Genomic DNA, 25,489 nt, shown 5'->3' with positions numbered 1-25,489 from the left:
GTAACCCAGCCTCCGGCCGAAAATCGGAATTCAGAACTTCATGATAGAATCGTGCCAAGTCAATTGTTTATTGATCTGTAGTCCGCCTGCAGTTGTTTGAGGGCTTGTTCAAAAGCAGCAGTATCTACCATGGGAAGCCCACCATTTCCACCAACTTGTATTTCCATTACTTGTTTTAGGCTTTCTTCATCAGGCGCACTCCAACAGAAACCTCTTTCACACCTCTCGTATTCAGTATGCTCATCACGCGTTACAATCCGCTGCGTTACTGGCGCCGACGCTTGCAAGGCAAGCTCTGCAACACTTCGCGAGTATGTTTGCCTATCTATGTAGATCCTGAGCCCATTATAGATACAGCCTCCCAATACTAACAAGATAGCCAAATACAAAACTACACGAGTGCCGACTGGAGATTTTGTACTAGTTTCCACCGAAATTTCCCTTTTTCAACTTGAAGTGAAAAGCTGAGAATTAATACCCTGGCCTGATTTTGAGGGTTTCTCGACGGTATTCACCCTTGTCCGAGCATATCCACAGCTTACCGCACCACTATGGCTGCGGGCTACCTTTTCTCGGTAGTTTCCTTGCAAGCAGCAATTAACTCCCAGCGCACTTGAAAAAAATAGTGGATTAGTGCTTGGCTGGACAGTTTCAAGCCAGAGCCAACTTGACTATAAGGTACTGAACTACACAACAGAAATTTGTAAAGATTATGTAGCCACGGAATGGAGCCAGCATATACATCACGTTTTCTTCTTTTTGGGTTCATGGCACTCCAGTGCAAAGAGCGCTATAAAACACAAGGCGATCACCCACCATATACTGAAATTGGCTACAAAGTACACGGCAATAGGAATGACGATTAGGCACAACACCGTTAAAAAAAGTATCACTTCAATGAGCATCATTTATACCTATATATGAATTCAAGATTTAGATAGAGCTCACCAACCCACTCCAACCGTTAATATAACGGCGACGACCTCAGGTTTCAAGTCCAAAGCAAATTACGGATTCAATCTTGACTTCTCAAATGATGATGACAACGTTCTGCATGCAGCCCCAAATTACCAACCCATCGGATGCCTTGTCCGTGCGCTCATGAACAATCAATTTGAAGCAGCGGTGCCTAGCTGACCATCGACTTTTAACACGACGGCCAGGAGTATAGGCTTGCAATTACGTCATCATATCAATGCGCTCCATCGTGATGTGGTGCATTTTTCTAGCGCATGGAAACAAATTACATCTGGTATTACACTAAGACCTAACGACCGCACTTCGCCTTCAATCCAACTCCCAACAGACATTTTGAAAAAATAGTCTGACCGTTACAGTCACCTTTGAAATCTCTATTTTTGCCTTCGAACCGCTCATGTTCTGTATTAACGCTTCAAAAGGAGATTTCACAGATAGCCGGAGCGCAGTTCAAGGTGGCTTTAACTGAAACCTGTTGGGAAAGAATCCACGGATTGGTAGACTTAGTATCTGAGACTGAAACCTAAATTCTGATCTCCGCCTCGCAATAGCACCTCCTTTTCTCACCAAAGGCGCTTCAGGCAGAACAGATTCAGAGAGCTCTAGGCTGGACCACTACGGCATTTGGATCTCGAGTCTTGCCAGTAACGCAATCGTAATCATATGGAGCACCAAATGAGCCTCATCAACGAATACCGTACCATTGAAGCAAATATCCTCGAATTGGAGGCCCGTCGAGAAGCACTCAAGGGTGACCCGAAGCTTCAAAAAGAGATCGAGTTTGAATCCAAGTTGAAAGACCTACTGGCTTCCTACGCGAAAAATCTCCGCGACGTGATCAATATCCTTGATCCGCAGGCTTCCGCGAGCAAGGTTGCCAAAGCGGTGCCCGGTAAACAGGTCCAGCGAGCGCCACGCCAGATAAAAGTCTACAAGAATCCACACACCGACGAAGTTGTTGAAACAAAGGGTGGCAACCACAAAATTCTGAAAGAGTGGAAAGCTGAGTGGGGTGGTGATGTAGTCGAAGGCTGGGTATCTGTTCGTTAAAAATCTCGCGGCCACCCATACAGGCCAGGGAGATATCCCTGGTTTTTATGACAGTCAGGGCACGTAGTGATTTTCTTCGCTATTGGGCGCTCCTAACAGAGCCAAAATCAATTAGGCTGGCTCGCCACCTTCGAGATACAAGGTCTAGAGCAAACACATTTGTTAACCATGTTTTTTCCAAAAGTCACTGTTAAAAGTAAATCCCTAGGTCGATTTAGGGCAGAATTCGATCATCTATAACGGAGCACACGCATGAAGTGGATTAAAGGAGTGATTCTCGGCGCGTTTTTGCTGGTGGTCACCGGCGCTGCCCTGGGTCTGTTTTATGTTTTACCGCAATACGATGTGGTGGCCATCACCGGCGTCGAGGTAAAACGTGTAGATGATGACGGCGTCATTAATGCTGAAAACCCCGCGGACGGCCCTACCCGGGATGTGTATTTCATTAACACTGAACACCCAACATCGAAAAACGTAATGGTCTATCGCAATGAAGATACCGGGTGGAGTTTTCCGTGGTACTTCAAGTTTGACGCGGCCGATGTTCAGGCAAAGGCCCAGGGTTACTCACGAGATGCCCAGCAGCTGGCTCTCATTCGTTATTACGGCTGGCGCATTCAAATCTTGTCCGTGTTCCCAAACATCACAGACATCGAAGCCACGAACAGTCGCGAAGAGCCGTTTCCTTGGTTCAACACGATTTTCCTCACCGTAGGCACGCTGCTTATTTTGTTTGTGGTGTTTTTCCTGCGCCGGCGATTCAAGCGCAAGACCAGGGGCGAAGTACTGGGTTGAGCGGTTGAACCACTCGCCTTTTCAGCTTGGAGGATCGTTAGCCGCAGAATGAAAAATGCCAGTCAGTTACCTGACTGGCATTTTTTGTAGGTGAGATTCTTTTATCCGGCCTGGCAAAAGCAAGCCAGTCAGCGCTTTACCATTTCACACTGACGTCGCAAGTCGTCGTTTTTGATGCTCCCGCAACTGCCATTGCCAGTCTTGGCGTAGCACAAGTATCGCTGATCGTCGTCACGGATACTCGCGCAACTCCCGTTGCCTGTTTCGACGTAGCAGGCGTTACGCAAGTCGTCATTGTTGATGCTTGCACAGCTTCCGTTGCCCTCTTTCACGTAGCAGTATTTGCGTTTGTCATCATCACGGATACTCGCACAACTGCCATTGCCGGCCTCCACATAGCAGGTAGCGCGCAGATCGTCGTCCTTAATGCTCGCACAGCTCCCATTCCCCTCTTTGACGTAGCAGTAGGCGCGTTGATCGTCGTTGTTGATGCTGCCGCAACCGGCGTGAGCGAAGCCGCTGAGCACCAGCAGCATTACCAAAATAAACCTCATCCCACCCTCCATGAATTGCCAAACGCTACCTCGAACTGTCCGTAGCAGCCGCGTCGATTACCGTGGTTCGGAGCAAATGAAGGTCAGCCGCGGGCATCCTTTCGGAGGTCGTCCAGTTCGTCGACAATGTCCTCATCGCGATCCTCGAACGCCTTGGCCATATCACGCTGCAGATCCACCTGGACGTCCATGGATTTTTTTGCCAACTTCATGCCGTCCTTAGAGCCCATGATAATTTTCATCGCCTGATCCGGATGTTTGTTGGCCTCGATCATCAATTCGAGTTCGTCGGCATCAAAGTGATCTGCGTAGACCTGGACCAGGGTGTCTTTCAGTAGGTCCTGGGAAATGTTGTCCTCGATCACGGCCTTGATTTTTTCTGGCGCGACTTCGCGATATTTGGATGCATAACCCGACGTGGCGACTTGCACTACCATCTTGTATTGGACGTCCATGCCCATCAACTTGACCAGTTCTTCAGCTTTGTCCTGGCTTGAACCGCAACCGGCCAGCAGCACCGAGCAGAGCGCCGTGATTGCCCATTTGGAAACGTTCGTCATGAAATGCCTGCCTTTGTCTTGAGATTTTTTTAGGTGACCGTGGAGTACGGCGGACCGCACTCCAGGCTCTAGGAAATGTGGTGATCAGTTCGTCTCAAGCGTGAAGCTTTTGCTCACGAACAGGCCGGAAAATAACGACTTGTCTTCCTTGAAAATGTAGGACTCTTCAAACTTGGCATCGGTGGCCAGCTTTTGAGCGATCGCGCACTCCGAATCGCTGTGATCCTTGCCCTTGACTCCAAAGTCACTCTGATAACCTGATAGGCCTGTTTCATTGCAAAAGCCGGTGAACTCCTCACGCTTGGTAGCGGCCTTGAATTCGTCGAACGACTCCTTTAACTGGTCGAAGCCCTTGTAGGTCAGCGAGTAGCTGGCCACCTTGGTCTTACGAGCAAAGTCACCTGCGGCTTCCGCAATTACGGCCTGGCCCATGGACGTACTGTAAGCCCCCATGATGAAGCCACTTAGCGCGCTCTTGAGTTGCGCCTGGACATCGTCAAGCTCTGGGATGGACGCAAATTTAGCCTCGCGCACAATCCGGCCAACTTCGCTGCCGTCATTACGATGCACCACTACAAACTCGACCGAGCCTTCGCCGTCGCTGGAGCGCGTGAGCTTGAAGTCCAAGTCAACTTTGGTGCCGAACTCCCCTGTAGCGCCGGTGATAAATGCACCAGTGAACGGCAGACGTTGGACGATATTGCTACCCCACGAGTAGGGCGACTTGACCACGCCTCCGTACTGATCCATCTCCGCGCGCGGCTGGATCTCATCCGCTACTTCCGAAGGCAGGACCACATCTGTGCCTTTGTGCGACAGGTAAGGAGTACTCATGTCCATGCCCAACAATTGGACATGAATCTCGCCCTTCTTGTTATCACCTTCGCGGCTAACCTTGAGGGCGTCGGCCTTCAAGTAAACGCCACCGGCACGACCGCCACCAGTACTGGACGAAAGCAGATACCGTGACCATTCGACCAGGGCAGACTCTTTTGCCCCGGAGTCCATTCCACCGAGCAGCCCCATAATCCCTTTCAGGAATTTATCTGCGCCGTTGGTCTCTGCTGCAACCAGGCGGATTTCTGGTGTTTCAACGGTGACGTTTCCCGACCAGAAGGAATAGGAAATATCTCCCTCGCTCAGGACGTTCTCGAGGAAGTACTGTTCCTTCATCTCATCGTACTGACGCAGCGCTTGCTTCTTGCCGGAGCTCGATAACCCCACACCAGCCGCAAGAATCGCAATACCGGCGACCGCAGCGGCGATGAGGATGTGCTTCTTGTTCATCGTTTTCATAGTCGGTTGCCTTACTGAATTTGAGCAGATGCTTGCTGCCAATCAATCACGTGCTGCTGAGAGACTGCAGGCGTCCAGTTGAAGTCGATCCCGGCGCTAGGAAATTCCTTGGCCAGTACGGCACCAAATGACACTCTGTCAGCACAGTGGTCTTGCTTGCAGGCCTCAGCCGCGCCAGCGGTATACACGCGATACGTAGGAACGGCGCGACCGTCTTCGAGCGGCAGGAAGGGTGTCATGTTTGCCGCCGGCAGCACGTACCACTGGCTCTCCAGTTCAGCATCAGCCTGTACACGCCCCTTACGTGGGAAGTCGACCTCGTAGAAGTCGCCGCTCTTTCCGGTGACGTGAATCATCATCGGCACAGCGGACTTTGAAGAGCTCGGGTCCTGCATTGCGATCGGCGATGGGAAGGTGACTTTGATACCGGCCATCTGCGCCAGCGCTTCAGCCTCCCGACCTTCGAATTCCTTCATCCCGGATTTGAGTTGTTCGTAACGCTCCAAGACGCGTGTGTGCAGCTCAGCCATTTGCTGCTGCAGGCGACGTACTTCTCTCATGCGGATCTCCTCGCGACGCAGGGCGAAGTTATTGCCTTGGCGAGCATCGAAGTAAAACTCACCACGGTTCTCGCCCATACGCGTTTTGAGAATGTTGTCTTTGGTTTCCGACGCGTATCCCTCGGGGTAAAGCGCTTCGAAGTTCTTGGCGAAGAAGAGGTTCGACAGGCCGACGGTCGTTGGCGACGTTGCCTTCACCAATTGGTAGACCTCAACCACAGCGCGCTTCAACTCAACCGCATCAAGAGCAAATGCCTCATCTGCAGTGATCACTACGTAATACGGATCACTGGAGAACGGCGACAGGACACGGTAGTTGGGGCGCTCAAAGGCCAAATACACCTTCATGTTACGCGCAGGCAGTTCACCCACCTGAAAGAGTGCTTGGTCTGCCCGGCTATTCAGGAAAGAAAGCGCCTTGCCTTTCACCGCTGGGACCAGTGCCTGGTTGAACATCAGACCGCTCGGGTGCACGGTTGTTTTTGACCAGGTATCACCGCGATAGGTGTTCGGTACCGCCCAACGCAATTTGTCAAAGGACCCCTCGGCATAGCCTGATGCAGAGCAAGGCATGGCGGGTGTCGACGCAAAGGACAGACTTGGATCGGACTCATCAGTTACCGACTTACTGATAACCCATTTGCATCCGCTTCCGTCGGTAATCCCCATCAGGTTCTGGTTGGCCAGCACCAATGAGCGGCCGAAGTCACCGGTAGGAACGGCGGCAACAGCGGCCGGCGCTTCAGCTGGAGCGGCAGGCTTAGGGGCGGCGGCTGAAGCTGCCTCCACAGGTACTGTGGCCACGGCAGCTACAGGAGCAACAGGGGCAACGGGCGCAACCGTCACAGGTACTTGAGCCACCGGCACCGGTTGCACTGGCGCGGGTGAAGCCTCTGGTGCTGGTTGTGGTATCACAGGTGCCGTTACAGGCGCTGGGGCCGGTGCAGCAGCCACAGGCGCTGCGACGGCAGGCTCAGTAGGCGCAGCGGCGGCTGGTAGTACAGACGCAGCCGCCCCAGCTGCTGGTGGCGTAGGAGGAGAAGCCACGGGGGCTACCGAAACAGCGGGCGCGGCAGCGGCCGGAGCGGCAGGCGGTGAAGTCAGCGTGGCCAGGCCCAGATTGGTCGCATTGCCCGCACCGGTGGCGTAAACCGCCCCCTTTGCGTCGACTGCTTTCCAGGTGACCTTGGCCGTCGGGCATTCCTGTCCGAGAATATACGGGAGCTTCGATAGAAGCGTGTTCAGCGGCTTCTGGTCATCCCACGTTGGACGCTGCATGGTGATGGCCACTTCTGGTTTGCACCAGGTGGTCGCCTCACCATCGACGTTCACCTGGATCTGTTCTGTCTTCGAGTAGGCGAGCTGGTGAGCCCAGGCTTGCGGCGCGATGCCGCAAGCACCCACTACAACGAGAGCGAGTGCGCGGTTTTTCATGAAGATCCCTTAGATGAGTTCCCAGGTGCCGTTGGCTTGTTTGCAGAAGGTGTTCTTCTCCTGCTCAGTGTTTCCGTCGGCCGCTTTGAGGCTCACTGTCACCGGCCGGCAAGACGTTTCAGCAGCGACCTGCTGAGTTGGCAACGTCGGGATCGAATCCAGATCGAAGGCCTTTGTTTCCTTGTCGGCAGCGACGTTCATCTCGTCCAGGTTGGCCGCGGGCTTCACACTCTTCGCAACGGCTACTGATTTTGGTTCAACCAAATCTTTGTGGACGTAGCCGACAGTGACACCCTTGCGGCCGACAAGAATCCAGTCGCCTGTCGAACCAACGGCAGTGAACTCGGTGCCGGGTTTCAAACCACCCACTTTGTCTGCGCCTTTTTCAGGCGCGGCGCGGACGTTCGAACTGCTTTTGGTGACGTACTGCTCGTTAATGAGTTTCATCGAAGGGACGGCAACGATCTTAGGTGCACGTTTCACTTCAACCGTTTTGGTTTGGGTGAACTCTTGGCCCTGAACGATCTCCGCCGAAGCGCCGGAATGCGCCGATGTCCAGGACACAGGCAAACTGGACCCGCTCGGCGAGGCGTTCAAAGCATCTTGCGTGCGTTGCGCCAGGGCCTGTTGATCCTGCTCATCGAGTTTTGCACCGATTTTGTTACCGATGTAACCGCCCAGTGCACCGCCGACCAGGGTTGCCACGATCCGTCCGTTGCCTTTCCCGATGAACTGCCCGATGACAGCGCCAGCGACGACACCCACTGCGGTACCAGCCTGTTGCTTGTTGATGCCCAACTCAGCGCAGCCAGAGGTTGATGCTGCGATGGCCAATGCCAGTACTGAAACGAGAAACTTTTTACGCACGGTGACTCTCCCTTTGTGTAGGTCACTCTGCTTTCAGCAGAGGCCTTGTGATGTTGTAAAGCATTGCTTCTGAGGACATGGCCCAATGGAAAACGGTGGCAAGCACAACTGGCTGTTTGCCCAAGCTCCTGAACGCATCTCTATAACCGGGGCTATCGACAATTGCGTTGCCAACAACGAGAGGCAGCATAACGATCGAAATCACGGCGACCGGTCGAACGAAGCGAATTCGCCCGGGGAGGCTTCGAAGCGCCTCAACACCCGAGATGATCAAGACCACAAGACTGATGCCGCCGAAGAACAACCCACTAAGAAGGGAGAAGGGGATAAACCACATATTCTTGAGGACGTTCAAACCTTCAGCCCCGTGGATGTCGGTGTGAGCGACGTCATAGGCCATGTTGTCGGCAATGCCAGGCAGATAAGCCTGGTACTGCTCTCGCGTAGCCAGAAGGTTCATGCCCTTCACATAGAGAGGACCGAGTTTGGTCTTCGCCATGTGGCGAACCTCGGTGGTGTTGGCCAGAGCATCTCGTGTCCGCACACCGGGATTGATTGACCGGGCGTACTCGTCAATGGTCGGCTGGTATCCCAGATCTTCCCCTGCATTCGGCCATTTGATCGGTCGCCACTCACTCCCCGAGATGCCTCCCGCACGAAAACCTTCAAGCTGTGCATACGCCCTGCTGATGTCACTGATTGAGGGCACGACAGTTTCTTGCAAGCGCTCGTATAACGCGTCTCCATTACGGACGGTGTAGCCACGAAAAACAGCAGCTGAAAAGCCTTGGAAGTTCCTGTCGATGCGCTCGACGTAAGAGCCTTGAACACTCATCAGAACGCCGAGGTTTGCTATAAAAGCCTTCCCCTCTCCCTGATCCTTGTAAGCCTTATAGGGGATCTGCGGAATAGTCAGGGAGTCATAGAGCAATCCCTTTTTGGTGACGTATGCGTAGAGGCTACTGACCCGTAGCGAGCCGGGGAACTGCTCTGCGATCCAATCCGGTGCCGCACCCTGAAACCACCACGTCAACGGCGTAACGACAAGTGTCGATGCTCCGAGCCAAACCCACAGCACCCTCCCCTTGCCTTGGTATCGTCGATAACAGATTCGCCATACCAGCAAGCACATACTCGTCGCCGCCAGGATCTGGCTATAGGTCTCAAGGACTTCGAGTTTTCGGAGGGGGATATCAGCGCCAGCCATGTTGAGCAGCTCGGCGTTGAACAGCAGACTGCAGATCAAATAAAGGGCGTTCAAAACCACAAGTGCGATTAGCATCCAACGGGTCCTTGTCAGAAATTAAACGCCAGACCCTGGATGATGAGGGGAGCGCAAATAGATGTAGCATATTGCCATCTAGCAGGAGACCGCACCACTCAAAATGCCGTGTCGAATTCCGGTGCAGAACGCCGGGCAGATGTTTTTGTTTCCTACGAACAGAACTTAACGGGACTGAGAGGACTTTCAATGTCGCGCACAACATTCCCTCTCGTACGTTCCAAACTTGGGTTTCAGACGGTGTGTAAATGGAGAATGGATGTCGCGGCGGTCGCCGGCGGCCAAGCCGTTAAACTGCATCAATGCGATCAGCACCAATGAGGGATGTTTCCCCATTGGCCGGCCTTCGCGCTCAAACAACAAAAGCGCAGCGCATGAACAATGCGTTACGAAAACCCATGGAATAGGCGGCATGAATTGAATCAGTCACTCAAACCCGGCGAGAACACAACGATCTTTTCCTCCCAAGGGCGGGTGGAAGTTACCCATGCGGCAGGTAACAACCTAGACGTAAACCTTACTGCGTTTTTGGTCACCGACACTGGCAAGGTAGTGGATGACAGCGGCATGGTTTTCTTCAATGCACCAGAGCACTCTTCAGGCGCGGCGACATTCGCGCCCCCGGTCGCTCGTGGCGACACGGTGAGTCACAGCATCAGCTTCGACTCGTCTCGACTGCCGGCCAACATAACGAAGATCGCTATTACTTTGACGCAAGACGGCAGCGCCGGCGGCTTCGAAGCAGTCAAAGACCTACGCGCTATCGTCATTGCCGGGGACCAAACCCTGGAACTGGCCCCTGAGCCCTTCTCACAAGAGACGGGCATCATCGTGCTTGAGTTGTACGTCCGGAACGGCCAGCTCAAAGCGCGCTCTGTATGGCAAGGTTTCGCCTCAGGTCTTGCCGGACTTTGCGGGTTTTATGGCATCGAAGTTGAAGACAATGCATCCTCCGGGCAGGCGGTAACACCTGCACCGCCTCCGAAGCCCGTCAACATCGCTAAGACCGTAGTAAAACTGGACAAGCCTGGCAGCAGCCACAAGGTGTCACTCGAAAAAGGGCCGTCAGCTCCAAAGGTAATTCGCGTCAGCGCTACGTGGGTTGATAACGGCGACGGATCTGACAACGACGACCTCGATCTGCGAATCGGCATCCTTCGTCCCGATGGGCGAATGTCCATCATCCAGGCACCTGATAAGCGTGGGGCTTTTGACGTCGATCCCTTCGTTTTCCATACCGGCGACGTGATCAGCGCCAGCGCCTCCGCTCCTGGTATTGAAACCGTCGAAATTAACCCAGCAATCTCGCAGCTCATGGGCGGCAAGGTAGCGCTGGTCTGCAGCGTTTATTCAGCAGTAGATAACGGTGCGATTTCGGTGGCATCGCTGAAACCTAAGATGCGGATGGAGTATGGCGACCAAGTCGTGGAATGCGAATTCGAGTTCAAGTCCGGTTTTTTTAGCTCAATGGTGTATACCTATGTGATCGGGCAGATCGAAATTTCCCAGGACTTTGTCCTGCTTCGCCCGTCCGGAGTTACCTCCAAAGCCGGCAGCGAAGCCACCCCGTGGCTGACTCGAAAGGGAGACAAAATTGAGCTGACCATGGACGGCCCACACGTATTTAAAGGCCACCCAATCGAAAGGAGCGGCAAAAAACAGTATGTCTAAGCTTTCGTGCTAGCAGGCGCTTTCAGCAGATTCATGCTTGACAAGTACACCCGCGACGGCACACGGCCGCCGCTGGATTTCTATTTTGGTTGTATGCAAGCATCATCGGCCTCGTCAACCCATGATGAATTGCCCCGTGTCCTCGAGAGAATGAACAGTTCTTCCCATAGGAATTTCCCGCTGCGACCTCATTGGCCGTATAAGACTTGCAGAAACGTCGAGCGCCGTTAAGTTTAAGCCTACGGATATACCAGCCACTCTTGTGAAACGGCTGTATCACCTTGGCCGTTTCATAATCAGGCGCTCTAATCGTCACAAGGAACCATGCATGCAGATCACCCAAGGCCAGCGTATGCCTCTGGCAAATATTCTTCCCGGTCTCTCACTCACTCTCTCGGTCAACATCGAAAGCCCCAGCGCAATCGACTTCGTCTGTTTCGGTGTCGACGAACATGGCAAGCTTTCTGATGATCGCTACATGGTCTTCTTCAATCAGCCTTTCACGCCTTGCCGCAGTTTGGTTCTCGCCACCGGTGGCCAGTTTGAAATTAATCTAGCCACCCTGCCCGCCTCTATCGATCGCTTGGTCTTTACAGCCTCCATCGACGGTCCCGGGGCGATGAATGACATCCAGAATGGCAACTTCAAAGTAATCAGCCCAGCTGGTGAGATAGGAGCGACCTGCGCATTCTCAGGGCTCACATTCACAACCGAGAAAGCGGTAATGATCGTTGAGCTTTACCGTAAGAATGGGGAGTGGCGGTTGGCCTCAAACCTTCAGGGGTTTGCCGAGGGCTTGGACGCTCTCGTGAGGCATTTTGGCGGCGAAGTTGCTGGAGAGGCTGCACCGGCCCCATCTCCCTCCACAATCTCTCTGGAGAAGCGTGTAGCTGCTGTCGCGCCGGAACTGGTCAGTCTGGCCAAGAAGGCACAGGTTAGCCTCGAGAAAGCCTGCCTGGTTGGAATGAAAGCTCGCGTTTTGCTTGTGCTCGACGTCACCGACTCGATGAGAAATCAATACAAAACCGGCCGGGTGCAGGAAGTACTCAATCGACTTGTGCCCATCGCCGTCGCAATGGATACAGACGCCGAACTTGAGTGTTGGACATTTGCCGAACGGCCGTTGCGACTCTCACCTGTGACACTGAACAACTACCAGAACTTTGTCGCGGCCGACAACAATGGCTGGACCAAGTGGGACGTGGGTCGACGCTACAACGATGAGCCGAGAGCGATCCAAAAAGTGATCGAGTCCTTCGAAGCGTCTAAAGACAAAACCCCAATGTTTGTCGTTTTCATTAGCGACGGTGGAGTGTCTGAAAACCGCAAGATCACGCAACTAATGGTGGATGCAGCGAAGCTGGGAATCTTCTGGCAATACGTAGGTTTAGCAGGCCGGAATTACGGCATTCTTGAGAAACTGGACACCATGCCCGGGAGAGTTGTGGACAACTGCGGATTCTTTGCCCTGGATGACCTGCACGACATGACGGAAGAGCAATTGTACGACCGGCTGATGCGGGAATTCCCGATGTGGATCTTGGAAGCAAAGCGCGAAGGAATCATTCGCTAATCCACTCCCGCTCTGCCCTGCCCCACACCGCGGCGGCTCTAGCCGCCGCGGTTATCTTCAGTTCAAGACCGACATATCCATCGGCGTCACCTCAACAAAACGCGCAGAGCGGTCTAGCTTTACCACTGCGCCACACGCGTTCAAGGTCGCTGCAGGATCGATCGTCTCCAGACGATTAAAGTCAATCGCATCCCACTGATCCCGGCCTACCAAGACCGAGAGCACATAGTGGTCATCCACCGCACCGGTAGCAGGGTTGTTACGCTGAATGTAGCCAGACACCAAGATCTTCTGGATCGCCGGCAGTAGAGCAAATACCTCTCCTATAACTCGAAACAGAGAGCCATAGCACAAGGCGACAAAATCCCTACGCACCTGGGCGTCCGAACGATTCTTAAAGGTCAGCTTGCCATTGCCTCTGGCTTCAGCGCTGCGCTGCGGGATATCTCCCTCATCAGGTAAATCAACATCGAGCGCGACGCCGGTAACGTCTTGCGAGAACTCATAGGCCACTTGTGTTTCTTTTGGCCAGGCAATGCCGCTCAACACATAGTCCAGAGCACGTTCCATCTGAGCACTGAAGCCCTTTGCCGCCAGCCGGAATGCTTTCTCGATTTCGGTGCGTTCAAACTCATGGGCGTCCCGCGTTGCCTCCCAGTTCGCGAGGTCTTGTCGATACTGCTCTTCCGCCGACTCGGCCTCACGCTCAATCTTCGAGCTGCGCAGTAGCATTCGATCCATTAAGCCTGGCGTTTGCTGAGTAGGCCTCGTGGGTTCTTCAATGGCGAAAGGAACTGGGATTACCGGCATGGCCCCCGGCCGAGGCGTCAGTAGGTGCACACCTAGGCATGATTCGAGATCCTGATTGACCTTATCAGCTGCTTTCGTCAGCAAATCCTGAATGGAATCGGCCATCTCGGATTTGACGCGTTTGATGACAGCAGCCGGCAACTCGATGTCATCCATATCCGTAATCAACAACGTGCCATCGTCGTTTACTTTCACCTTTACCTGGCCAGAGTATTCGCTTCCGGCAGGGCCTGGTTGAGAGCTACTCGATCTGCTGGGCCGGTCGATCCTTTCACGATATGAAAGACCAGTACCGGGTAAGCCCGCATTGAGATAGGTGCCATTGCGGCCCATCGTCATACTCAGACCACGAGGCCCAATCGAAGTACTTACCCCTTTTCCACTGATGTTAAGGCGTACGCCAGGCACAATCGTGATTCGCTTGCTGAAACGAAATCCCATGACTACTCCTTGATCCTTCTTCCTGGATTCTTTGTTGTTTGAAATGCCGGCTTCGGTCGGGCCCCTTAAACTGGCCCGACGTCCATTTACATCGGTGGTCGCGCATGTGGCAATAGCGCGACCTCCGATATGTCACTTATGCCCGTCCGGCTATGTAATCGTCGATCGAACTGAATTGCCGATTCCGGCACATCCAGCCTGAGAGGAATACGAATACGGTCGTGGCAAGAACTGCCCAGCCGCGCCGCCGCCGGGCCTCACTTTTGGTTCGCGCACCGCCGCACAGCAGGAGGGCCATCATCAGGAGGTAGAAGGTCAGCAGAATGACCTTTGCGAAGAGGGATAAAAGAAAAAACCAGATGCTGTTGCTTCTGTACGTTTGGATAAGCACCTGCAATGACATAAGACCACCAAGGACACAGGCAGCAATGATGGAGTAGTTGCGTGGTACCTCGAGCCAGGCGCTCGCGACGAAATACGCACCAATCCCCAAGATCGGAGTCAAGGTTGTCCAAAGCGCGTCGGTGTAGTCCTGATAGATCGTAATGGTCCCCCGACGGTGCAGGTAAATGCAGACCAGCAGCAACATTGCCATCACGAACAGGCCAATCTTCAAGTTCAGGATCGCTTGATGATCATCCGTGGCATTTCGCGGGGCTGCCGGCTTCACCACGGCGGGGACCATCGGAGAAGTAGCGGCCTTTGAAATCACATTCGTTTCAGATTGATCAACCCGGGTAGCGGCAACGGAGGTTGGCGCTTTAGATGGCTGATCCACCTTGGTGCGTAATAGAACACTGAGCCGATCAGTCATCGAAGCGGTTAAGCAACTGGCGGTCTTGCAGTTGTCGCGCAGACGCAACCAGTCTCGTTGATCTTGACGGACCTGGGCCTTGTTCGGCGCTACGTCTAAAGCGCGGACATATTCGGAGTTCATCTGCTCATCCAGACGACTGAGTGCAGAATCTGTGCAAATCGATTTCTCAGCAAAGCTTGCAGCTTTGGTGCAATCAAAGCTGGTGGCATTGGAGTAGGCTGATACCAGGGTGAGCAACATGACGAAAAGGCCAGAGCCGATGTTGAATCGCGACATATTCGATTTTTCCTTCATTTTGTTTGCTCCAGCGTTTCGCCAGAGCCCTGCCTAACCGCGCTCGTATGCACACGACTAGGTGCCTGAAGCCTGGCTCTTACTTACGACGTTGGGGCTTGAAGAAATGTCGTGCCGTCCCACTTGTAGTTTTCGGTGCTCTGAACACTCGGGCAGCAATCCGCATCATCCGGACCGACGGAGAGAACCGTCAGTCTGACGGTTTGGGGATCAACTACCTGAATGTCCTGGACACCATTGCCGACTACAGCTTTTCCACGGAAGTCCCAACCTGCCGAGTTGCCAATGAACGCGGCAAGGGTTTGGAAGTAGCCATTACCGCCACCTTGACCTTCGATCGTGTAAAGCACCACGGCATCCTTGATGCCGTCGTTATTCAGGTCAGCAAAAATAACCTGACGGCCCTCCTTGTATTCATCCCCGCCATCCTGGGCGATTTCACTCGCGATCATCCGATCTGCAGATGCAGCAAGGTCGGATGGCACTAATGCCTTTGCCTGAACAGTCGGTTCGACGGCCTGAGCTGCTGGTTCCGCCGGCCGGGCAGTCGGGGTGACCTGAGCCTGAGTCGGTGCTTGAGGTACCTTGCCTAACAAGATTGCCTCAGTCTCCGTCATTGGTTCATTAGGCTTAGCAGATGCTTTGCTCGCTTGAACACCGGCGCTGATCTTTTGAAGCACTGCAGCACGCAGTTCTTGCATGTCTGAAATGTCAAAAAGTTGGTTGCGGGTATTGCCGAACGGTTGGGCTTCCCCCAGGAACCATCGCGCAAAAAAACCGGGACGTTTGTTTTCTTGTTGGTCGACCAGGTGGTCAATCAGCTCATTGGCGGTTTTTGAGAAGCGTTCAAACCCATCCTTGCCAACGACCTGCACGATCGAGTCCTTTTCCCGGTCAATATTACTGCGCGCGAGCTCGAGCATGACAATGTTCGTGTCGACCAGTTTGCTTTCGCACTCGTTCGTATAATTTCCAAGGCATGCCTGCCTGTATTCTTGAACTGCGTTGTTGGCCTTGAAGTCGTTGTAGGCTCCGCAGCCTGACATGGACACCAAAACACCTACAGCTACAACCCCACGAAACATGCCCATCCAAATATCCTTTTAAACCCGAGAACCGGTGGACTGCCGTGGAGATCGCCAGCAGTCGTTCCTAATGTTGAAGAGATCAAACCGCCGCCCACATGACCCATTCCGAGGTCATTCTGTAGGCAAGAAAAAGCCCCCGGTTCGCGGGGGCTTTCTCAAGCCTTCCGGCTTAGCCGATGTTCACGCCCATCGATTTAGCCAGAGGGGCCAGGCCGCCCGCAAAACCTTGGCCGATCGCCTTGAACTTGAACTCGTCGCCATTGCGGTACAGCTCGCCGAAGATCATGGCGGTTTCGGTCGAAGCGTCTTCGCTCAGGTCGTAGCGCGCCAGTTCTTTGCCGTCAGCCTTGTTCACCACACGGATGTAAGCGTTGGCAACTTGGCCGAAGCTCTGCTTGCGTGCTTCAGCGTCGTGAATGGTCACGGCGAATACCAGTTTCTTCACAGCGGCAGCCAGACCGGTCAACTTGACGTTGGCTTGCTCGTCATCACCGGCGCCTTCGCCGGACTGGTTGTCGCCCAGGTGTTCAACCGAACCGTCAGCCGATTTTTTGTTGTTGTAGAAAATGAAGCTGGCGTCGTCGAGGACTTGGCCGCTTTCACCCAGGATGAAGATCGACGCGTCGAGGTCGAATTTCGAGCCGTCGGTAACTCGTGCGTCCCAACCCAGACCTACAGTGACTTCGGTCAGGCCTGGAGCCTCTTTAGACAAACTTACGTTCCCACCTTTCTGCAAAGATACGGCCATTTTTGATTCCTTTTAGTGAGGTTGAAAGGCCTTTAATACAAGGCCAATCAGGAAAAATATTTAATTAAATCAACGACCTACGCGCTAGAAGTTCATGCCGTAGTTATTGGCAAGAGCTTTCAAGCCACCGGCATAGCCCTGGCCAACAGCGCGGAATTTCCACTCGCCACCGTTGCGGTACAGCTCAGCAAACACCATCGCAGTTTCGGTCGAAGCGTCTTCTGCCAGGTCGTAACGAACGACTTCCGCGCTGGTCGTATCGTTAACGATACGAATGAAGGAACCGCCGACCTGACCGAAGCTTTGCTTACGTACTTCAGCATCGTGAATGGTAACGATGAAGACGACTTTGTCCACGTCGGCCGGGATGCGGCTCAGGTCAACCTTGATTACTTCGTCGTCGCCATCGCCCGCACCGGTGCGGTTATCGCCAGTGTGCTCAACCGAACCGTCAACGCTTTTCAGCTGGTTGTAGAAAATGAAGTCGGCTTCGCCGCGTACTTTGCCATTTGCTGCCAGCAATAGCGCACTGGCGTCCAGGTCGAACTCAGCACCATCAGTAGCACGCGGGTCCCAGCCCAGGCCTACCAAGATTTTGGTCAGGCTCGGGTCGGTTTTGGTCAACGAAAGATTGCCACCTTTCTGTAGGGTCAACGCCATGGGTATTACTCCTTGTGGTATGGGCTGTTACTCAGCGGTTTCAGGTTGAGCTTCTTCCTTGCCTGGGAAGACAAGGCTTGCAACCACACCAATCGCCAGTACAACCATAACGATCAGCAGGCTGGTGTTTGCATCGATTGTGTAGCCATGGTGGAACATGTGGTCGGTTGCGTTCAGGCCGAGTTTAATGGCGATGAAGAACAGCAGCGCGACTACAGATTTTTCCAGGTGGACCAGGTAGCGTTTCAGCGCTTCGAGCACGAAGTACATGGTACGCAGACCCAGGATCGCAAACAGCATGGCAGAGTAGACGATCAGGGGCTCACGGCTAACCGCGATCACCGCCGGCACAGAGTCGAACGCGAACAACACGTCAGACACTTCGGCCACTACAAGGCAAAGGAACAGCGGGGTCGCAAAAATCGTTCCTTTTGCTGCCAGAGTCATGCCTTTGTTCTCAGGCTTCTGGAGTTCCACCTCCAGCTGCTTACGGCTGACGAAGAAATTATGGCCATGGAGTTTCGGCCACACAGGGAACAACTTCTGGGCGAAGCGGTAAGCCATATGCTTGGAGTAGTCCTCTTCCTCTTCATCATCACCGCCGGCGCGCAGCATCATAACTGCGGTCCAAGCCACGATCACTGCGAAGACGATTTCGACCCACGGACCGAAAGCCAACAGGCCGGTACCAATGGCAACGAAGATGCCGCGGAACACAATGGCGCCGATAATGCCCCAATACAGGACTCGGTGACGCATGCCATCTGGCACTTTGAACCATGCGAAAATCGCCATGAACACGAACAGGTTGTCGACGCTCAGAACTTTTTCCAGGGCGTAGCCAGTTACAAACAGGCTGGCGACTTCAGGGCCGTGCTGTACGTATAAGAAGCCGGCGAACGCTAACGAGATAGCGATCCAGAAGATCGACCAAATCGAAGCCTTAGCCAGGGAAATTGGCTTGTCACCGCGGTGAGTAACCATGTCGAGGAGAAGCGCGCCGAGCGCGATCCCGACGAATACCGCCATGGTCAGCGGAGGGAAACCGATTTGAGTGTCCAAAGTAACGCTCCTTAGAGTTCAAAATCAGCTGGGTTAAGGCCCAGCTCAAGGCAGACCAAACGGCAGGCCGCTTTTTCTTGGGCGTCAAAGTCGCCGTCCGACGCACCGATGGCACAGCCCACGCGCACCAGGAGTCGGGACGCGCCGGCATCGTTCTTGATCTTGCCGATGACCTTCAGTGCTTCGGCTTGGCCGAGTTGAAAGTCGAACTCAAACTTTTCGCAGTGTGCGTTGAACGCCTTGATTACGTCGCCCATGTCGAACACTTTCAACTCAGGCGAGTTTTGAATGAAACCGGTCATCTTCTGTTTTTCTTCAGAAGAGATACCACCTGACGCAGCCGAGATGAGCGCGCAATTCGCAGTCATCGCATCAAGAAACTTCTGGTTCTTGAACTTTGAAACTTCAGTAGTCAGTGCTTCACGCGCTGCAACAGCGTTTTGTTTAAGCCATGCAAACATGTTGTGTTCCCTCAAGGGCGGGGTCGGCAGACCCCGCCAGATTTTCTATTTGGAGCCTGCGCGCCAGTTCATGCCCCAGCCGTAAGCTTTGTCCATTACTGCGTGACCTCGATGGAAGTCCACACGCCGAGAGACCTTAACGGCGCCGTTCACATTTTCAAGCATCGCAATGGCACACATTGCGTCACGACCACCCTCTTCATTGAGACGGACCTCAATTTCGGGTTGGCCAGGGATGAAAATCGTCACAACACCATCGGTTTCTTTCCAGTTCGGAGCACCTTCATAGATGAAGGCGAATACCAAGATCCGGCGGATGTCACTCCACTTCGCCCCGTTGATGTGCAGCCACTCACCACCAGCGACAGAGCCCGTACGGTCATCACCCATCAATTGGATGAAAGGTTCCTGGGTGAGGCTGCCGAACGATCTTCCGAGGGCTTGAACAACCCCCTTCTCGCCGTCTTGCAGCTCGTACAGGCAACCAACGTCCAAGTCGACGGATTGGCTTCGCTTAAAGAAGCCGCCCGAGCTGCCTTTGTTCCAGTTCAAGTTCACCTTGATTTCGCCGAAACCGGCTGCCGTCTTTTCAAGACTGATAGACGATCGTGTTTTATCGAGGGTGACCTTGTTCAGGCTAATCGTAGATTTAGGGGGCGCGGCCGGAGCAGGCGGCGGCGTTTGTACCACTGCCGCTGGGGCCGGCGCTGGTGCGGCGACATCTACACCGAAGTGCTTGGCCAACGGCTCAAGTCCGCCATTGAAGCCCTGGGCCACACAGCGGAATTTCCAGTCACCATTTCGGCGATAAAATTCGCCGAGGATGAGTGCTGTTTCCTTCATGCCGCCAGTAGGGATTTGAGCTTCGATTCCTCCTGTCACAACAACCGAAAGTTGTGACACACGCTCAAAGCTTGCCTTGTTTTCGTAGATAGTGGCGGTAAGGGCCACTTTCTCAACTGAAGACTCAAGTCGACTCGTATCGAGGGAGAAGACTGCGCGCCCGGCCGAGGACTCGGTCAGCTGAACAGCGCCACCCAGAATTTGAGGCTGGCCATAGAAACACATGTCACCATCGCCTCGGACTTTGGCCGAGTCGCCCAGTGCGAAGGCAGAGACGTCAATGTCGGCCCCCGGGATTGGCGAGTAATTGATATCAACGCGAAGCTGGCCGCTGGCAACCGGCGCATTACCCCCAGGGACGAGATTAGCCATTAGCGCAGCGCCTGAACGGCCAGAGTGATTAGGTCGTCGGCAGTTCGGCCATTCGTCGTCGTACCGATTGCCTTGAATTCCCAATCGCCATTCTCGCGGGTCAGGCTCGCCATGACGATTCCGGTGTGCCCACCTTTTTCCGATAGGTTGAAGCGAGCTAGCTCATTGTTGTTGCTGCCATTCACAATACGGCAATAGGCCTTTTCGACTTTCTCAAAAGTCTGTCCCGTAAATGAGTTTACCGTAAAAATCAGATACTTGACGGAGGCAGGCAAGCGCTGCAGGTCGACATTAATGGTCTCGTCATCACCATCGCCTTCGCCGGTACGATTGTCACCGGAATGTTTGATCGAACCGTCCTGAGACTTCAGTTGGCGAAACCATACCAGGTCGATTTTTTGGTAATCGCTGTTCAGCAAAATGCAGGAAGCGTCGAGGTCGATCTCGGCACCGCCACCAAACATCTTGCCGAGGAAACCGCCCGCCTTGACTGGGTCCCAACCCAAACCAAGGCTGATGCTGGTCAGCGAACTACCGGCCGTTTTAGCCAGGGAGATGGATTGCTGTTTTTGCAGGGTTAGTGCCATGGTTACGCTCCTTGTTGGTCATCAGTGTTCGCGTGTCGATCAGGGTTGATCGTCACTTGCAGGTTGGCTTGCGCGACATTGCGCACACCCGAATTCCCGCTTCTATTTGCCCGCAGGCCTAGACGACGCCATGCGGGATGAAAGTGTCGCCAGTGTGCTTCTTGGGCCGCAGCCAACAATTCGAAATCGCCGCGGGTATCACCCCATGCTTTAACCCGGAACAGGTCCAGTGGCCCGTACACAGCCTCAAGCCTGAGTACTTTGTTCTCGCATCTGCAGTTGTTGCCAGTCATGCGCCCGGTCAACAGACCGTCTACTACCTCAAGCTCGGTGCCGATCAACTTGATGCCAAGTCGATCCGCAAACGGCTTGAGAACCAACGCTGGGGACGCGGAGCAGAGAGTAACTACTGCTCCCGCCTCTACTTCGGCGGCGACAGATTTTAAACCTGAAGGGCGCATGAGCTGTCCCCAAAACAACCCGCAGAATTTCACGGCCTGCTCCTGCATCCATTTCGTTTCTACGCCTGTGAGAAACGTGCTGATCAGCTGTGCTTTCAACTCATCACGATTCAAACGCCGAGCCAGGTATCGAACGCTTGGCAGGGCAAGCCGCAAAATACGTCGATTGAATTCCCGGGTTCCAAAGGCAAACTTCAGGAATGGAACGAAGCTATCGTGCCGGGTCAGCGTGCCGTCGAAGTCAAAAACCGACATCACATGACGCCTTTGCCCGCCAGCATCGTCATATTCCATTGTCATCCCACGGCCTCGGCCAAACGGATAGGGGCCTCAATGGGTCCTACATCTGCTTGCCGAACCCCGTGCCACTTCGCTCGTTCAAGGATGTTGACCGCCCACTTGTAATGGGTCGCAGGTTCGCACATGGCATCGTTGTGCTTGAACACTGCCGGAGCAGCGTCACTGACAATCATCTTCGCGCAGTTGAGGTCTTCGAGGCTTACGCGCAACGTGTCCTGGATCGTGCTGATCTGCGATGGATGAATCGCCGTCTTCCCTACCAAGCCATGGGCGATGTCGAGTTCAAGCTCCTCCATCAGCAAATGCGGTGTCGCGAGTTGCTCGAACACTGGTGCCGTCAGTGCGAAACCTTGGGACCCCATGACGCCTGCCAACATTGGGATCACGTAGCCCATTGGGGTGCTATAGAGCGTTGTTGCAGGATTCCGACGAAGTCCAAGACTTCCCATCAGGTCGTTCCCACCGATACGTAGGGCGATAATCCGCTGATTTAGGTTCGCCTTCAGCGCCTGGCCCAACTCGACCATTGCACCAGGGTTGAACACGTCTGTGGTTTCCAGCGTCGGCATAAGGTACAGCGCCGGGTTTGTAACGGCGTGTTCCCATTCCCCGAGGTTGCGCAGGGTCAATTTCGGCACAACGAACCCATCAACGTGGGCCATCAACGACCAATCATTCAGCACAGCAGCCATCACCGAGTCTCGGGGACGAACAAACAGCAGTGGACCATCGGACGGACGCCCACCGCGCTCGTTGATTGCGGTAAGCAGTCCATGCAGATTTCTCAAAGCCGTGTCGACGTCAATCTCCGCGACCGCATCCTCAAGGCACACGACCAAAGAACGCAGTTCTGGCAGTTTTGTGCGGAAAACCACATCCAGCAGATCCGGACGTGTGGCCGGCATGTAGAGCGTTGCCCCCAGGGCATAAGGAGAAAGGACTTTCATCAGCTCACACTCCGAATGATGGTTACCGCCCGGTAAGGGCCTAATGCAGCACCCACTTCTTCCACAGCGACCCCAGCGCCCTCAGTCAGGTGCATGAGCAACTGAACATCACTGTCGCTACGGCTGCGCACCAAGACGTGATCAGGTACGCGACGCAGTACCGCGCGTGTTGCTTCGGCAATACCAGGCTTTACTCGATTGAGATTGGTAATGCCGAACTGGGAGGCCAGCGACTTGACTACGTGCGAAGCTGCACCCTGCAGTTCAAAACGCTGGGTATCGGTCCATGGAGAGGCTTGAGGAGCCGTCCCCAACGCCTTTCGCTTCTCTTCGATCTGCTCGATGAACTCGCGGGTGACATCGTGCTCACGCAGATGGTCATAAACCACACAACCATGCAGGCCTCCATCTGCGGGCCATATGGAGCGCGAAACCAGACCAGACACCGTCGCACCAAGGATGCCGGAGGGGATAACCCAGTCTTCAGCCGACGCGGACAACCACGCCCGGCCGCAGGGATCTGCCAGTACTACAAGCCGGGGTTCCTCAGGGAAGCGCGAGTCGCCATTGAGGCTGCGCTGAATCTCGCCAGAGATTGCGCCCTTCCCTGTCCAGCCATCGACGAAGACGATGTTCTCGGAACCATGTTCCTGAATGATGGCCTCGAGGGCGACTTTGTCGATCCCGCGATCTCGGACAATGCTGATTCCGTAGTGGTGCGCATCTCGACCCATGTCGAGCAGGGCCCGACGCAATAACACGCCGAGCGGCAAGCCAGCACGAACGAAAGACACAAGAACAATAGACGGGCCCGTGCATGCCTCGCTCAGCGCCAGCGCCAGGGACTGAACGTCCATGGCCATGCGGGTACCGTTTTGTTCGAGTGCGCGCTCGTAGAGGGCTTTGTGCACGTCAGTCGGCGCACTCTCAAGGCTGATCATTTCGGAGTAGTGCTTCTGCTTCGACTGAATCAGACGCTCCTTCTCCAAGACATCAGTGGTCTCCATCTGAACGGCCTGCAGCAGGAACTGAACATCATCTGCTGCATAGCTGCCGCTCCCCACGGTAACCAGACCCGCAATGGCCTTAGTCATGGACTTTCCCTCCAACGAGCTTGGCCAATTGGCTACGCGCTGGGGTCGCCCACATATGGCACTCCTGCATGAAACCGAGGTCAGTGATGCTGTCCCCAAAGCCCAACACCGGACGCTCACCATTGGCCTCACGATCACGGCGCAACAATTCTTGAACAGCCACTACCTTCGACAGGCCCAGCGGCAAGAACGCGAGGTTGTTGGAATTTCCGTGGATGTGCATGCCTTCCAATAAACCGCGGGCCTGAACTTCAGCGAGAACCGTTTGCAGGACTTCATCATTGGATTCGTTGTGCTTGGTCACTACGTAGTGGCGCAGGCCTTCTTCCTCGACAACCCATCCGCGCAAGGAAATGCCAAGCTCCTTGCCAATGGCGAGGGTTGCTTCACTGAGGCCTGGCAAGCGAGCCTGATAGTCAGCAAGAACATCGCTCATGCGTGCTTGCCATTCCTCGTCAAGCTTTCCATCAGCACCAAGGATCACGCCGCCATGGGAGCAGACGGCACCGTGCATAAAAGGCAGTTTCACACGACTGAATGCTTCAACGCTGCGCGCTGTAACTGGGACCACGTCGGTCGTGGACAGGAGCCATTGTGCGAGGGAGTGTTGGACCGTACTCATGTAGCCATTGGGCTGACCCTCGATATCGAGAGTCGCAGTAATCCGCTGAGAACCTTCTGGCATTTTGCGAGCAGTCTGGAACAGGGTGTCGTCGAGATCAACCAGGGCGAGGGGGCGCTTATTGACCATCGACAATCACCTCCGCGCTCAGGGATTCAATCAGGGCGGCGGACACAGCCTGCTCAGGTGTTTCCGAGCAAATAAGGACACGATCAAATTGCCCTGGGCTGACATTGTAGAGGAAGTTGGGGATACCGAGACCGTAGTTGTCCGCGAACGACAACGCGTGACCGATGGCATGGCCCAGTGCGATTGGTGAGCGACTGGTCGAACTGAAATGCACATCAGCACCAGCACGCTCCAAGCGCTCGGCGAGCAAAAACGGACGCCAGACGAATTCGCTGGTACCAACCACGAGTACGCGCTCGCCCGCTTTGACCTTCAGATCGAGAGCCAAAGTGTCTTCTACACAACGAATACCATGGCGCCCCCAATCGCTTTCCGCCGACAACGGCCACTCTCCGGGCTCGATGCTGCCCACGGCCGGCATTTCCGGCAGCGGCGCATCAGCGTCCTCGTGGAAGGTATACGCCCCCTGCAACAGCGAAACCTGTTGAGCAGAGTCACCGATGGTTTTGCGCACCGCATCGCCGGACCAATCCGTCAGTACGCAAGTCACCACGCGCTCGACCCGAGTCAGGCCGGCATCGACCAGCGCACGGTGAAGATTGATGAAGGTTTTGCCCGTTGAGGCTTCGTCGTCGACCAGCACTAGCGAACGGGCATTCAACATCATTTCCCGAACGTCGGCATCGATCGGCAAATGAATGAGGTGCGCACTGGCGTGACTATGTTCTTCTTCAAATCGGGCGAACAGGTCATTGCCAGTAGGGTGGCGTGTGCTGACCATATAAACCGTGTCCGGGCGCGTCGCGCTGTATGCGCGATGCACACCAGCACCCAGGCCAACTGCTGTTTCAGCCATGCCGATAACGAGTACGGGCCCAGGCAGGTCGTCAGGAATTTGTGCTGCGAGGCTATTGAAGCTTGAATTCATGATCGAAGGCCGCACAGGTATGTGGCGACCAAGTACTTTGGACACGAAAAGAAACGCACGCTTTGGATTACGGCGCTCGGCAAAACCGAACAAGGAGTCCGGGTCGATATGTGTGGCATCGACAGTGACATCGAGACGCCCGCGCATCAGTTGTGCGCTTAGAGCTTGTTTATCTGCGTTGCATTCCATGAAAAAATTCCTAGGG

The 25,489-nt window shown here is 54.4% G+C and carries 25 protein-coding genes; 4 read left to right on the top strand and 21 right to left on the bottom strand.

Annotated elements, in window-relative coordinates; all coding sequences use genetic code 11:
• Nucleotides 1–59: 59 nt before the first annotated feature.
• Nucleotides 60–431: a hypothetical protein gene (locus tag H8F22_RS29450; protein WP_153045949.1), complete on the bottom strand. Its 372-nt coding sequence runs from the start codon at nt 429–431 to the stop codon at nt 60–62.
• A 1,222-nt stretch (nt 432–1,653) separates the two neighbouring features.
• Between H8F22_RS29450 and H8F22_RS29445 the strand changes: the two genes are divergently transcribed.
• Both H8F22_RS29445 and H8F22_RS29440 read left to right on the top strand, forming a co-directional pair.
• Nucleotides 1,654–2,028 carry a histone-like nucleoid-structuring protein, MvaT/MvaU family gene (locus H8F22_RS29445; protein WP_194941020.1) on the top strand — a complete coding sequence of 125 codons (375 nt, stop codon included), beginning with the start codon at nt 1,654–1,656 and terminating at the stop codon, nt 2,026–2,028.
• A gap of 252 nt (nt 2,029–2,280) precedes the next feature.
• Complete coding sequence (locus tag H8F22_RS29440) at nt 2,281–2,823, top strand: DUF1523 family protein (RefSeq protein ID WP_078465791.1); 543 nt, start codon at nt 2,281–2,283, stop codon at nt 2,821–2,823.
• Nucleotides 2,824–2,951: 128 nt separating this feature from the next.
• Here the strand turns inward: H8F22_RS29440 and H8F22_RS29435 are convergent, their stop codons facing one another.
• The 6 genes from H8F22_RS29435 to H8F22_RS29410 form a co-directional block, all read right to left on the bottom strand.
• Nucleotides 2,952–3,377: a hypothetical protein gene (locus H8F22_RS29435; RefSeq protein WP_057710748.1), complete on the bottom strand. Its 426-nt coding sequence runs from the start codon at nt 3,375–3,377 to the stop codon at nt 2,952–2,954.
• An 83-nt stretch (nt 3,378–3,460) separates the two neighbouring features.
• On the bottom strand, nt 3,461–3,937 hold the full coding sequence (locus H8F22_RS29430; protein ID WP_194941019.1) for a DUF2059 domain-containing protein: 477 nt from the start codon (nt 3,935–3,937) through the stop codon (nt 3,461–3,463).
• An 84-nt stretch (nt 3,938–4,021) separates the two neighbouring features.
• Complete coding sequence (locus tag H8F22_RS29425; RefSeq protein WP_033896493.1) at nt 4,022–5,233, bottom strand: hypothetical protein; 1,212 nt, start codon at nt 5,231–5,233, stop codon at nt 4,022–4,024.
• An 11-nt stretch (nt 5,234–5,244) separates the two neighbouring features.
• Complete coding sequence (locus tag H8F22_RS29420; RefSeq protein ID WP_194941018.1) at nt 5,245–7,227, bottom strand: hypothetical protein; 1,983 nt, start codon at nt 7,225–7,227, stop codon at nt 5,245–5,247.
• Between the two features lie 9 nt (nt 7,228–7,236).
• Nucleotides 7,237–8,094, bottom strand: coding sequence for an SH3 domain-containing protein (locus H8F22_RS29415; protein ID WP_033896491.1), 858 nt, complete (start codon nt 8,092–8,094; stop codon nt 7,237–7,239).
• Nucleotides 8,095–8,116: 22 nt separating this feature from the next.
• On the bottom strand, nt 8,117–9,376 hold the full coding sequence (locus tag H8F22_RS29410; protein WP_169904190.1) for a hypothetical protein: 1,260 nt from the start codon (nt 9,374–9,376) through the stop codon (nt 8,117–8,119).
• A gap of 417 nt (nt 9,377–9,793) precedes the next feature.
• Between H8F22_RS29410 and H8F22_RS29405 the strand changes: the two genes are divergently transcribed.
• Together H8F22_RS29405 and H8F22_RS29400 are read left to right on the top strand one after the other, a co-directional pair.
• Nucleotides 9,794–11,047, top strand: a complete 1,254-nt coding sequence (locus H8F22_RS29405; protein ID WP_194941017.1) for a TerD family protein — start codon at nt 9,794–9,796, stop codon at nt 11,045–11,047.
• Nucleotides 11,048–11,375: 328 nt separating this feature from the next.
• Entirely contained in the window at nt 11,376–12,620 is a 1,245-nt protein-coding gene (locus tag H8F22_RS29400; RefSeq protein WP_194941016.1) for a VWA domain-containing protein, read from the top strand.
• Between the two features lie 57 nt (nt 12,621–12,677).
• On the opposite strand, the gene H8F22_RS29395 is transcribed toward H8F22_RS29400, so the two are convergent.
• The 14 genes from H8F22_RS29395 to H8F22_RS29330 form a co-directional block, all read right to left on the bottom strand.
• Entirely contained in the window at nt 12,678–13,871 is a 1,194-nt protein-coding gene (locus tag H8F22_RS29395) for a DUF4236 domain-containing protein (protein WP_194941015.1), read from the bottom strand.
• Nucleotides 13,872–14,007: 136 nt separating this feature from the next.
• Nucleotides 14,008–14,982: a lysozyme inhibitor LprI family protein gene (locus tag H8F22_RS29390; RefSeq protein WP_194941014.1), complete on the bottom strand. Its 975-nt coding sequence runs from the start codon at nt 14,980–14,982 to the stop codon at nt 14,008–14,010.
• An 83-nt stretch (nt 14,983–15,065) separates the two neighbouring features.
• Nucleotides 15,066–16,073, bottom strand: coding sequence for a hypothetical protein (locus H8F22_RS29385; RefSeq protein WP_194941013.1), 1,008 nt, complete (start codon nt 16,071–16,073; stop codon nt 15,066–15,068).
• Between the two features lie 166 nt (nt 16,074–16,239).
• Nucleotides 16,240–16,818: a TerD family protein gene (locus tag H8F22_RS29380; protein WP_033896483.1), complete on the bottom strand. Its 579-nt coding sequence runs from the start codon at nt 16,816–16,818 to the stop codon at nt 16,240–16,242.
• 84 nt (nt 16,819–16,902) lie between these two features.
• Nucleotides 16,903–17,478: a TerD family protein gene (locus tag H8F22_RS29375; RefSeq protein WP_042561212.1), complete on the bottom strand. Its 576-nt coding sequence runs from the start codon at nt 17,476–17,478 to the stop codon at nt 16,903–16,905.
• 27 nt (nt 17,479–17,505) lie between these two features.
• The gene (locus H8F22_RS29370; protein WP_042562209.1) at nt 17,506–18,507 is read right to left on the bottom strand and encodes a TerC/Alx family metal homeostasis membrane protein; all 1,002 of its coding nucleotides are present in this window, start codon (nt 18,505–18,507) and stop codon (nt 17,506–17,508) included.
• A gap of 44 nt (nt 18,508–18,551) precedes the next feature.
• Nucleotides 18,552–19,001, bottom strand: a complete 450-nt coding sequence (locus H8F22_RS29365; RefSeq protein ID WP_194941012.1) for a tellurite resistance TerB family protein — start codon at nt 18,999–19,001, stop codon at nt 18,552–18,554.
• Nucleotides 19,002–19,046: 45 nt separating this feature from the next.
• Entirely contained in the window at nt 19,047–20,216 is a 1,170-nt protein-coding gene (locus H8F22_RS29360; protein ID WP_194941011.1) for a TerD family protein, read from the bottom strand.
• Nucleotides 20,216–20,803 carry a TerD family protein gene (locus H8F22_RS29355; protein WP_078465803.1) on the bottom strand — a complete coding sequence of 196 codons (588 nt, stop codon included), beginning with the start codon at nt 20,801–20,803 and terminating at the stop codon, nt 20,216–20,218. The genes H8F22_RS29360 and H8F22_RS29355 overlap by 1 nt, the downstream gene beginning before the upstream one ends.
• Nucleotides 20,804–20,805: 2 nt before the next feature.
• Entirely contained in the window at nt 20,806–21,564 is a 759-nt protein-coding gene (locus tag H8F22_RS29350; protein ID WP_194941010.1) for an HAD family hydrolase, read from the bottom strand.
• The gene (locus tag H8F22_RS29345) at nt 21,561–22,511 is read right to left on the bottom strand and encodes an HpcH/HpaI aldolase/citrate lyase family protein (RefSeq protein WP_078465805.1); all 951 of its coding nucleotides are present in this window, start codon (nt 22,509–22,511) and stop codon (nt 21,561–21,563) included. Before H8F22_RS29345 ends, H8F22_RS29350 begins: the two co-directional genes overlap by 4 nt.
• Nucleotides 22,511–23,605, bottom strand: a complete 1,095-nt coding sequence (locus H8F22_RS29340) for a cysteine protease StiP family protein (protein WP_194941009.1) — start codon at nt 23,603–23,605, stop codon at nt 22,511–22,513. The genes H8F22_RS29345 and H8F22_RS29340 overlap by 1 nt, the downstream gene beginning before the upstream one ends.
• Nucleotides 23,598–24,356 carry an HAD family hydrolase gene (locus H8F22_RS29335; RefSeq protein ID WP_078465807.1) on the bottom strand — a complete coding sequence of 253 codons (759 nt, stop codon included), beginning with the start codon at nt 24,354–24,356 and terminating at the stop codon, nt 23,598–23,600. The genes H8F22_RS29340 and H8F22_RS29335 overlap by 8 nt, the downstream gene beginning before the upstream one ends.
• Nucleotides 24,346–25,473: a phosphoribosyltransferase domain-containing protein gene (locus H8F22_RS29330; protein WP_194941008.1), complete on the bottom strand. Its 1,128-nt coding sequence runs from the start codon at nt 25,471–25,473 to the stop codon at nt 24,346–24,348. Before H8F22_RS29330 ends, H8F22_RS29335 begins: the two co-directional genes overlap by 11 nt.
• Nucleotides 25,474–25,489 lie beyond the last annotated feature (16 nt).

This window comes from Pseudomonas mucoides (assembly GCF_015461845.1).
Classification (GTDB): domain Bacteria; phylum Pseudomonadota; class Gammaproteobacteria; order Pseudomonadales; family Pseudomonadaceae; genus Aquipseudomonas; species Aquipseudomonas mucoides.
The sequence above is the reverse complement of the archived record's forward strand: the minus strand, read 5'-3'. Positions and strand labels throughout refer to the sequence as shown.

Excerpts from the sequence above, each read along its gene's own strand:
- H8F22_RS29445 (WP_194941020.1), top strand. The coding sequence starts at position 1,654 with ATGAGCCTCATCAACGAATACCGTACCATTGAAGCAAATATCCTCGAA.
- H8F22_RS29440 (WP_078465791.1), top strand. The coding sequence starts at position 2,281 with ATGAAGTGGATTAAAGGAGTGATTCTCGGCGCGTTTTTGCTGGTGGTC.
- H8F22_RS29435 (WP_057710748.1), bottom strand. The coding sequence starts at position 3,377 with ATGAGGTTTATTTTGGTAATGCTGCTGGTGCTCAGCGGCTTCGCTCAC.
- H8F22_RS29430 (WP_194941019.1), bottom strand. The coding sequence starts at position 3,937 with ATGACGAACGTTTCCAAATGGGCAATCACGGCGCTCTGCTCGGTGCTG.
- H8F22_RS29425 (WP_033896493.1), bottom strand. The coding sequence starts at position 5,233 with ATGAAAACGATGAACAAGAAGCACATCCTCATCGCCGCTGCGGTCGCC.
- H8F22_RS29420 (WP_194941018.1), bottom strand. The coding sequence starts at position 7,227 with ATGAAAAACCGCGCACTCGCTCTCGTTGTAGTGGGTGCTTGCGGCATC.
- H8F22_RS29410 (WP_169904190.1), bottom strand. The coding sequence starts at position 9,376 with ATGCTAATCGCACTTGTGGTTTTGAACGCCCTTTATTTGATCTGCAGT.
- H8F22_RS29400 (WP_194941016.1), top strand. The coding sequence starts at position 11,376 with ATGCAGATCACCCAAGGCCAGCGTATGCCTCTGGCAAATATTCTTCCC.
- H8F22_RS29395 (WP_194941015.1), bottom strand. The coding sequence starts at position 13,871 with ATGGGATTTCGTTTCAGCAAGCGAATCACGATTGTGCCTGGCGTACGC.
- H8F22_RS29390 (WP_194941014.1), bottom strand. The coding sequence starts at position 14,982 with ATGAAGGAAAAATCGAATATGTCGCGATTCAACATCGGCTCTGGCCTT.
- H8F22_RS29385 (WP_194941013.1), bottom strand. The coding sequence starts at position 16,073 with ATGGGCATGTTTCGTGGGGTTGTAGCTGTAGGTGTTTTGGTGTCCATG.
- H8F22_RS29380 (WP_033896483.1), bottom strand. The coding sequence starts at position 16,818 with ATGGCCGTATCTTTGCAGAAAGGTGGGAACGTAAGTTTGTCTAAAGAG.
- H8F22_RS29375 (WP_042561212.1), bottom strand. The coding sequence starts at position 17,478 with ATGGCGTTGACCCTACAGAAAGGTGGCAATCTTTCGTTGACCAAAACC.
- H8F22_RS29370 (WP_042562209.1), bottom strand. The coding sequence starts at position 18,507 with ATGGCGGTATTCGTCGGGATCGCGCTCGGCGCGCTTCTCCTCGACATG.
- H8F22_RS29365 (WP_194941012.1), bottom strand. The coding sequence starts at position 19,001 with ATGTTTGCATGGCTTAAACAAAACGCTGTTGCAGCGCGTGAAGCACTG.
- H8F22_RS29360 (WP_194941011.1), bottom strand. The coding sequence starts at position 20,216 with ATGGCTAATCTCGTCCCTGGGGGTAATGCGCCGGTTGCCAGCGGCCAG.
- H8F22_RS29355 (WP_078465803.1), bottom strand. The coding sequence starts at position 20,803 with ATGGCACTAACCCTGCAAAAACAGCAATCCATCTCCCTGGCTAAAACG.
- H8F22_RS29350 (WP_194941010.1), bottom strand. The coding sequence starts at position 21,564 with ATGACAATGGAATATGACGATGCTGGCGGGCAAAGGCGTCATGTGATG.
- H8F22_RS29345 (WP_078465805.1), bottom strand. The coding sequence starts at position 22,511 with ATGAAAGTCCTTTCTCCTTATGCCCTGGGGGCAACGCTCTACATGCCG.
- H8F22_RS29340 (WP_194941009.1), bottom strand. The coding sequence starts at position 23,605 with ATGACTAAGGCCATTGCGGGTCTGGTTACCGTGGGGAGCGGCAGCTAT.
- H8F22_RS29335 (WP_078465807.1), bottom strand. The coding sequence starts at position 24,356 with ATGGTCAATAAGCGCCCCCTCGCCCTGGTTGATCTCGACGACACCCTG.
- H8F22_RS29330 (WP_194941008.1), bottom strand. The coding sequence starts at position 25,473 with ATGGAATGCAACGCAGATAAACAAGCTCTAAGCGCACAACTGATGCGC.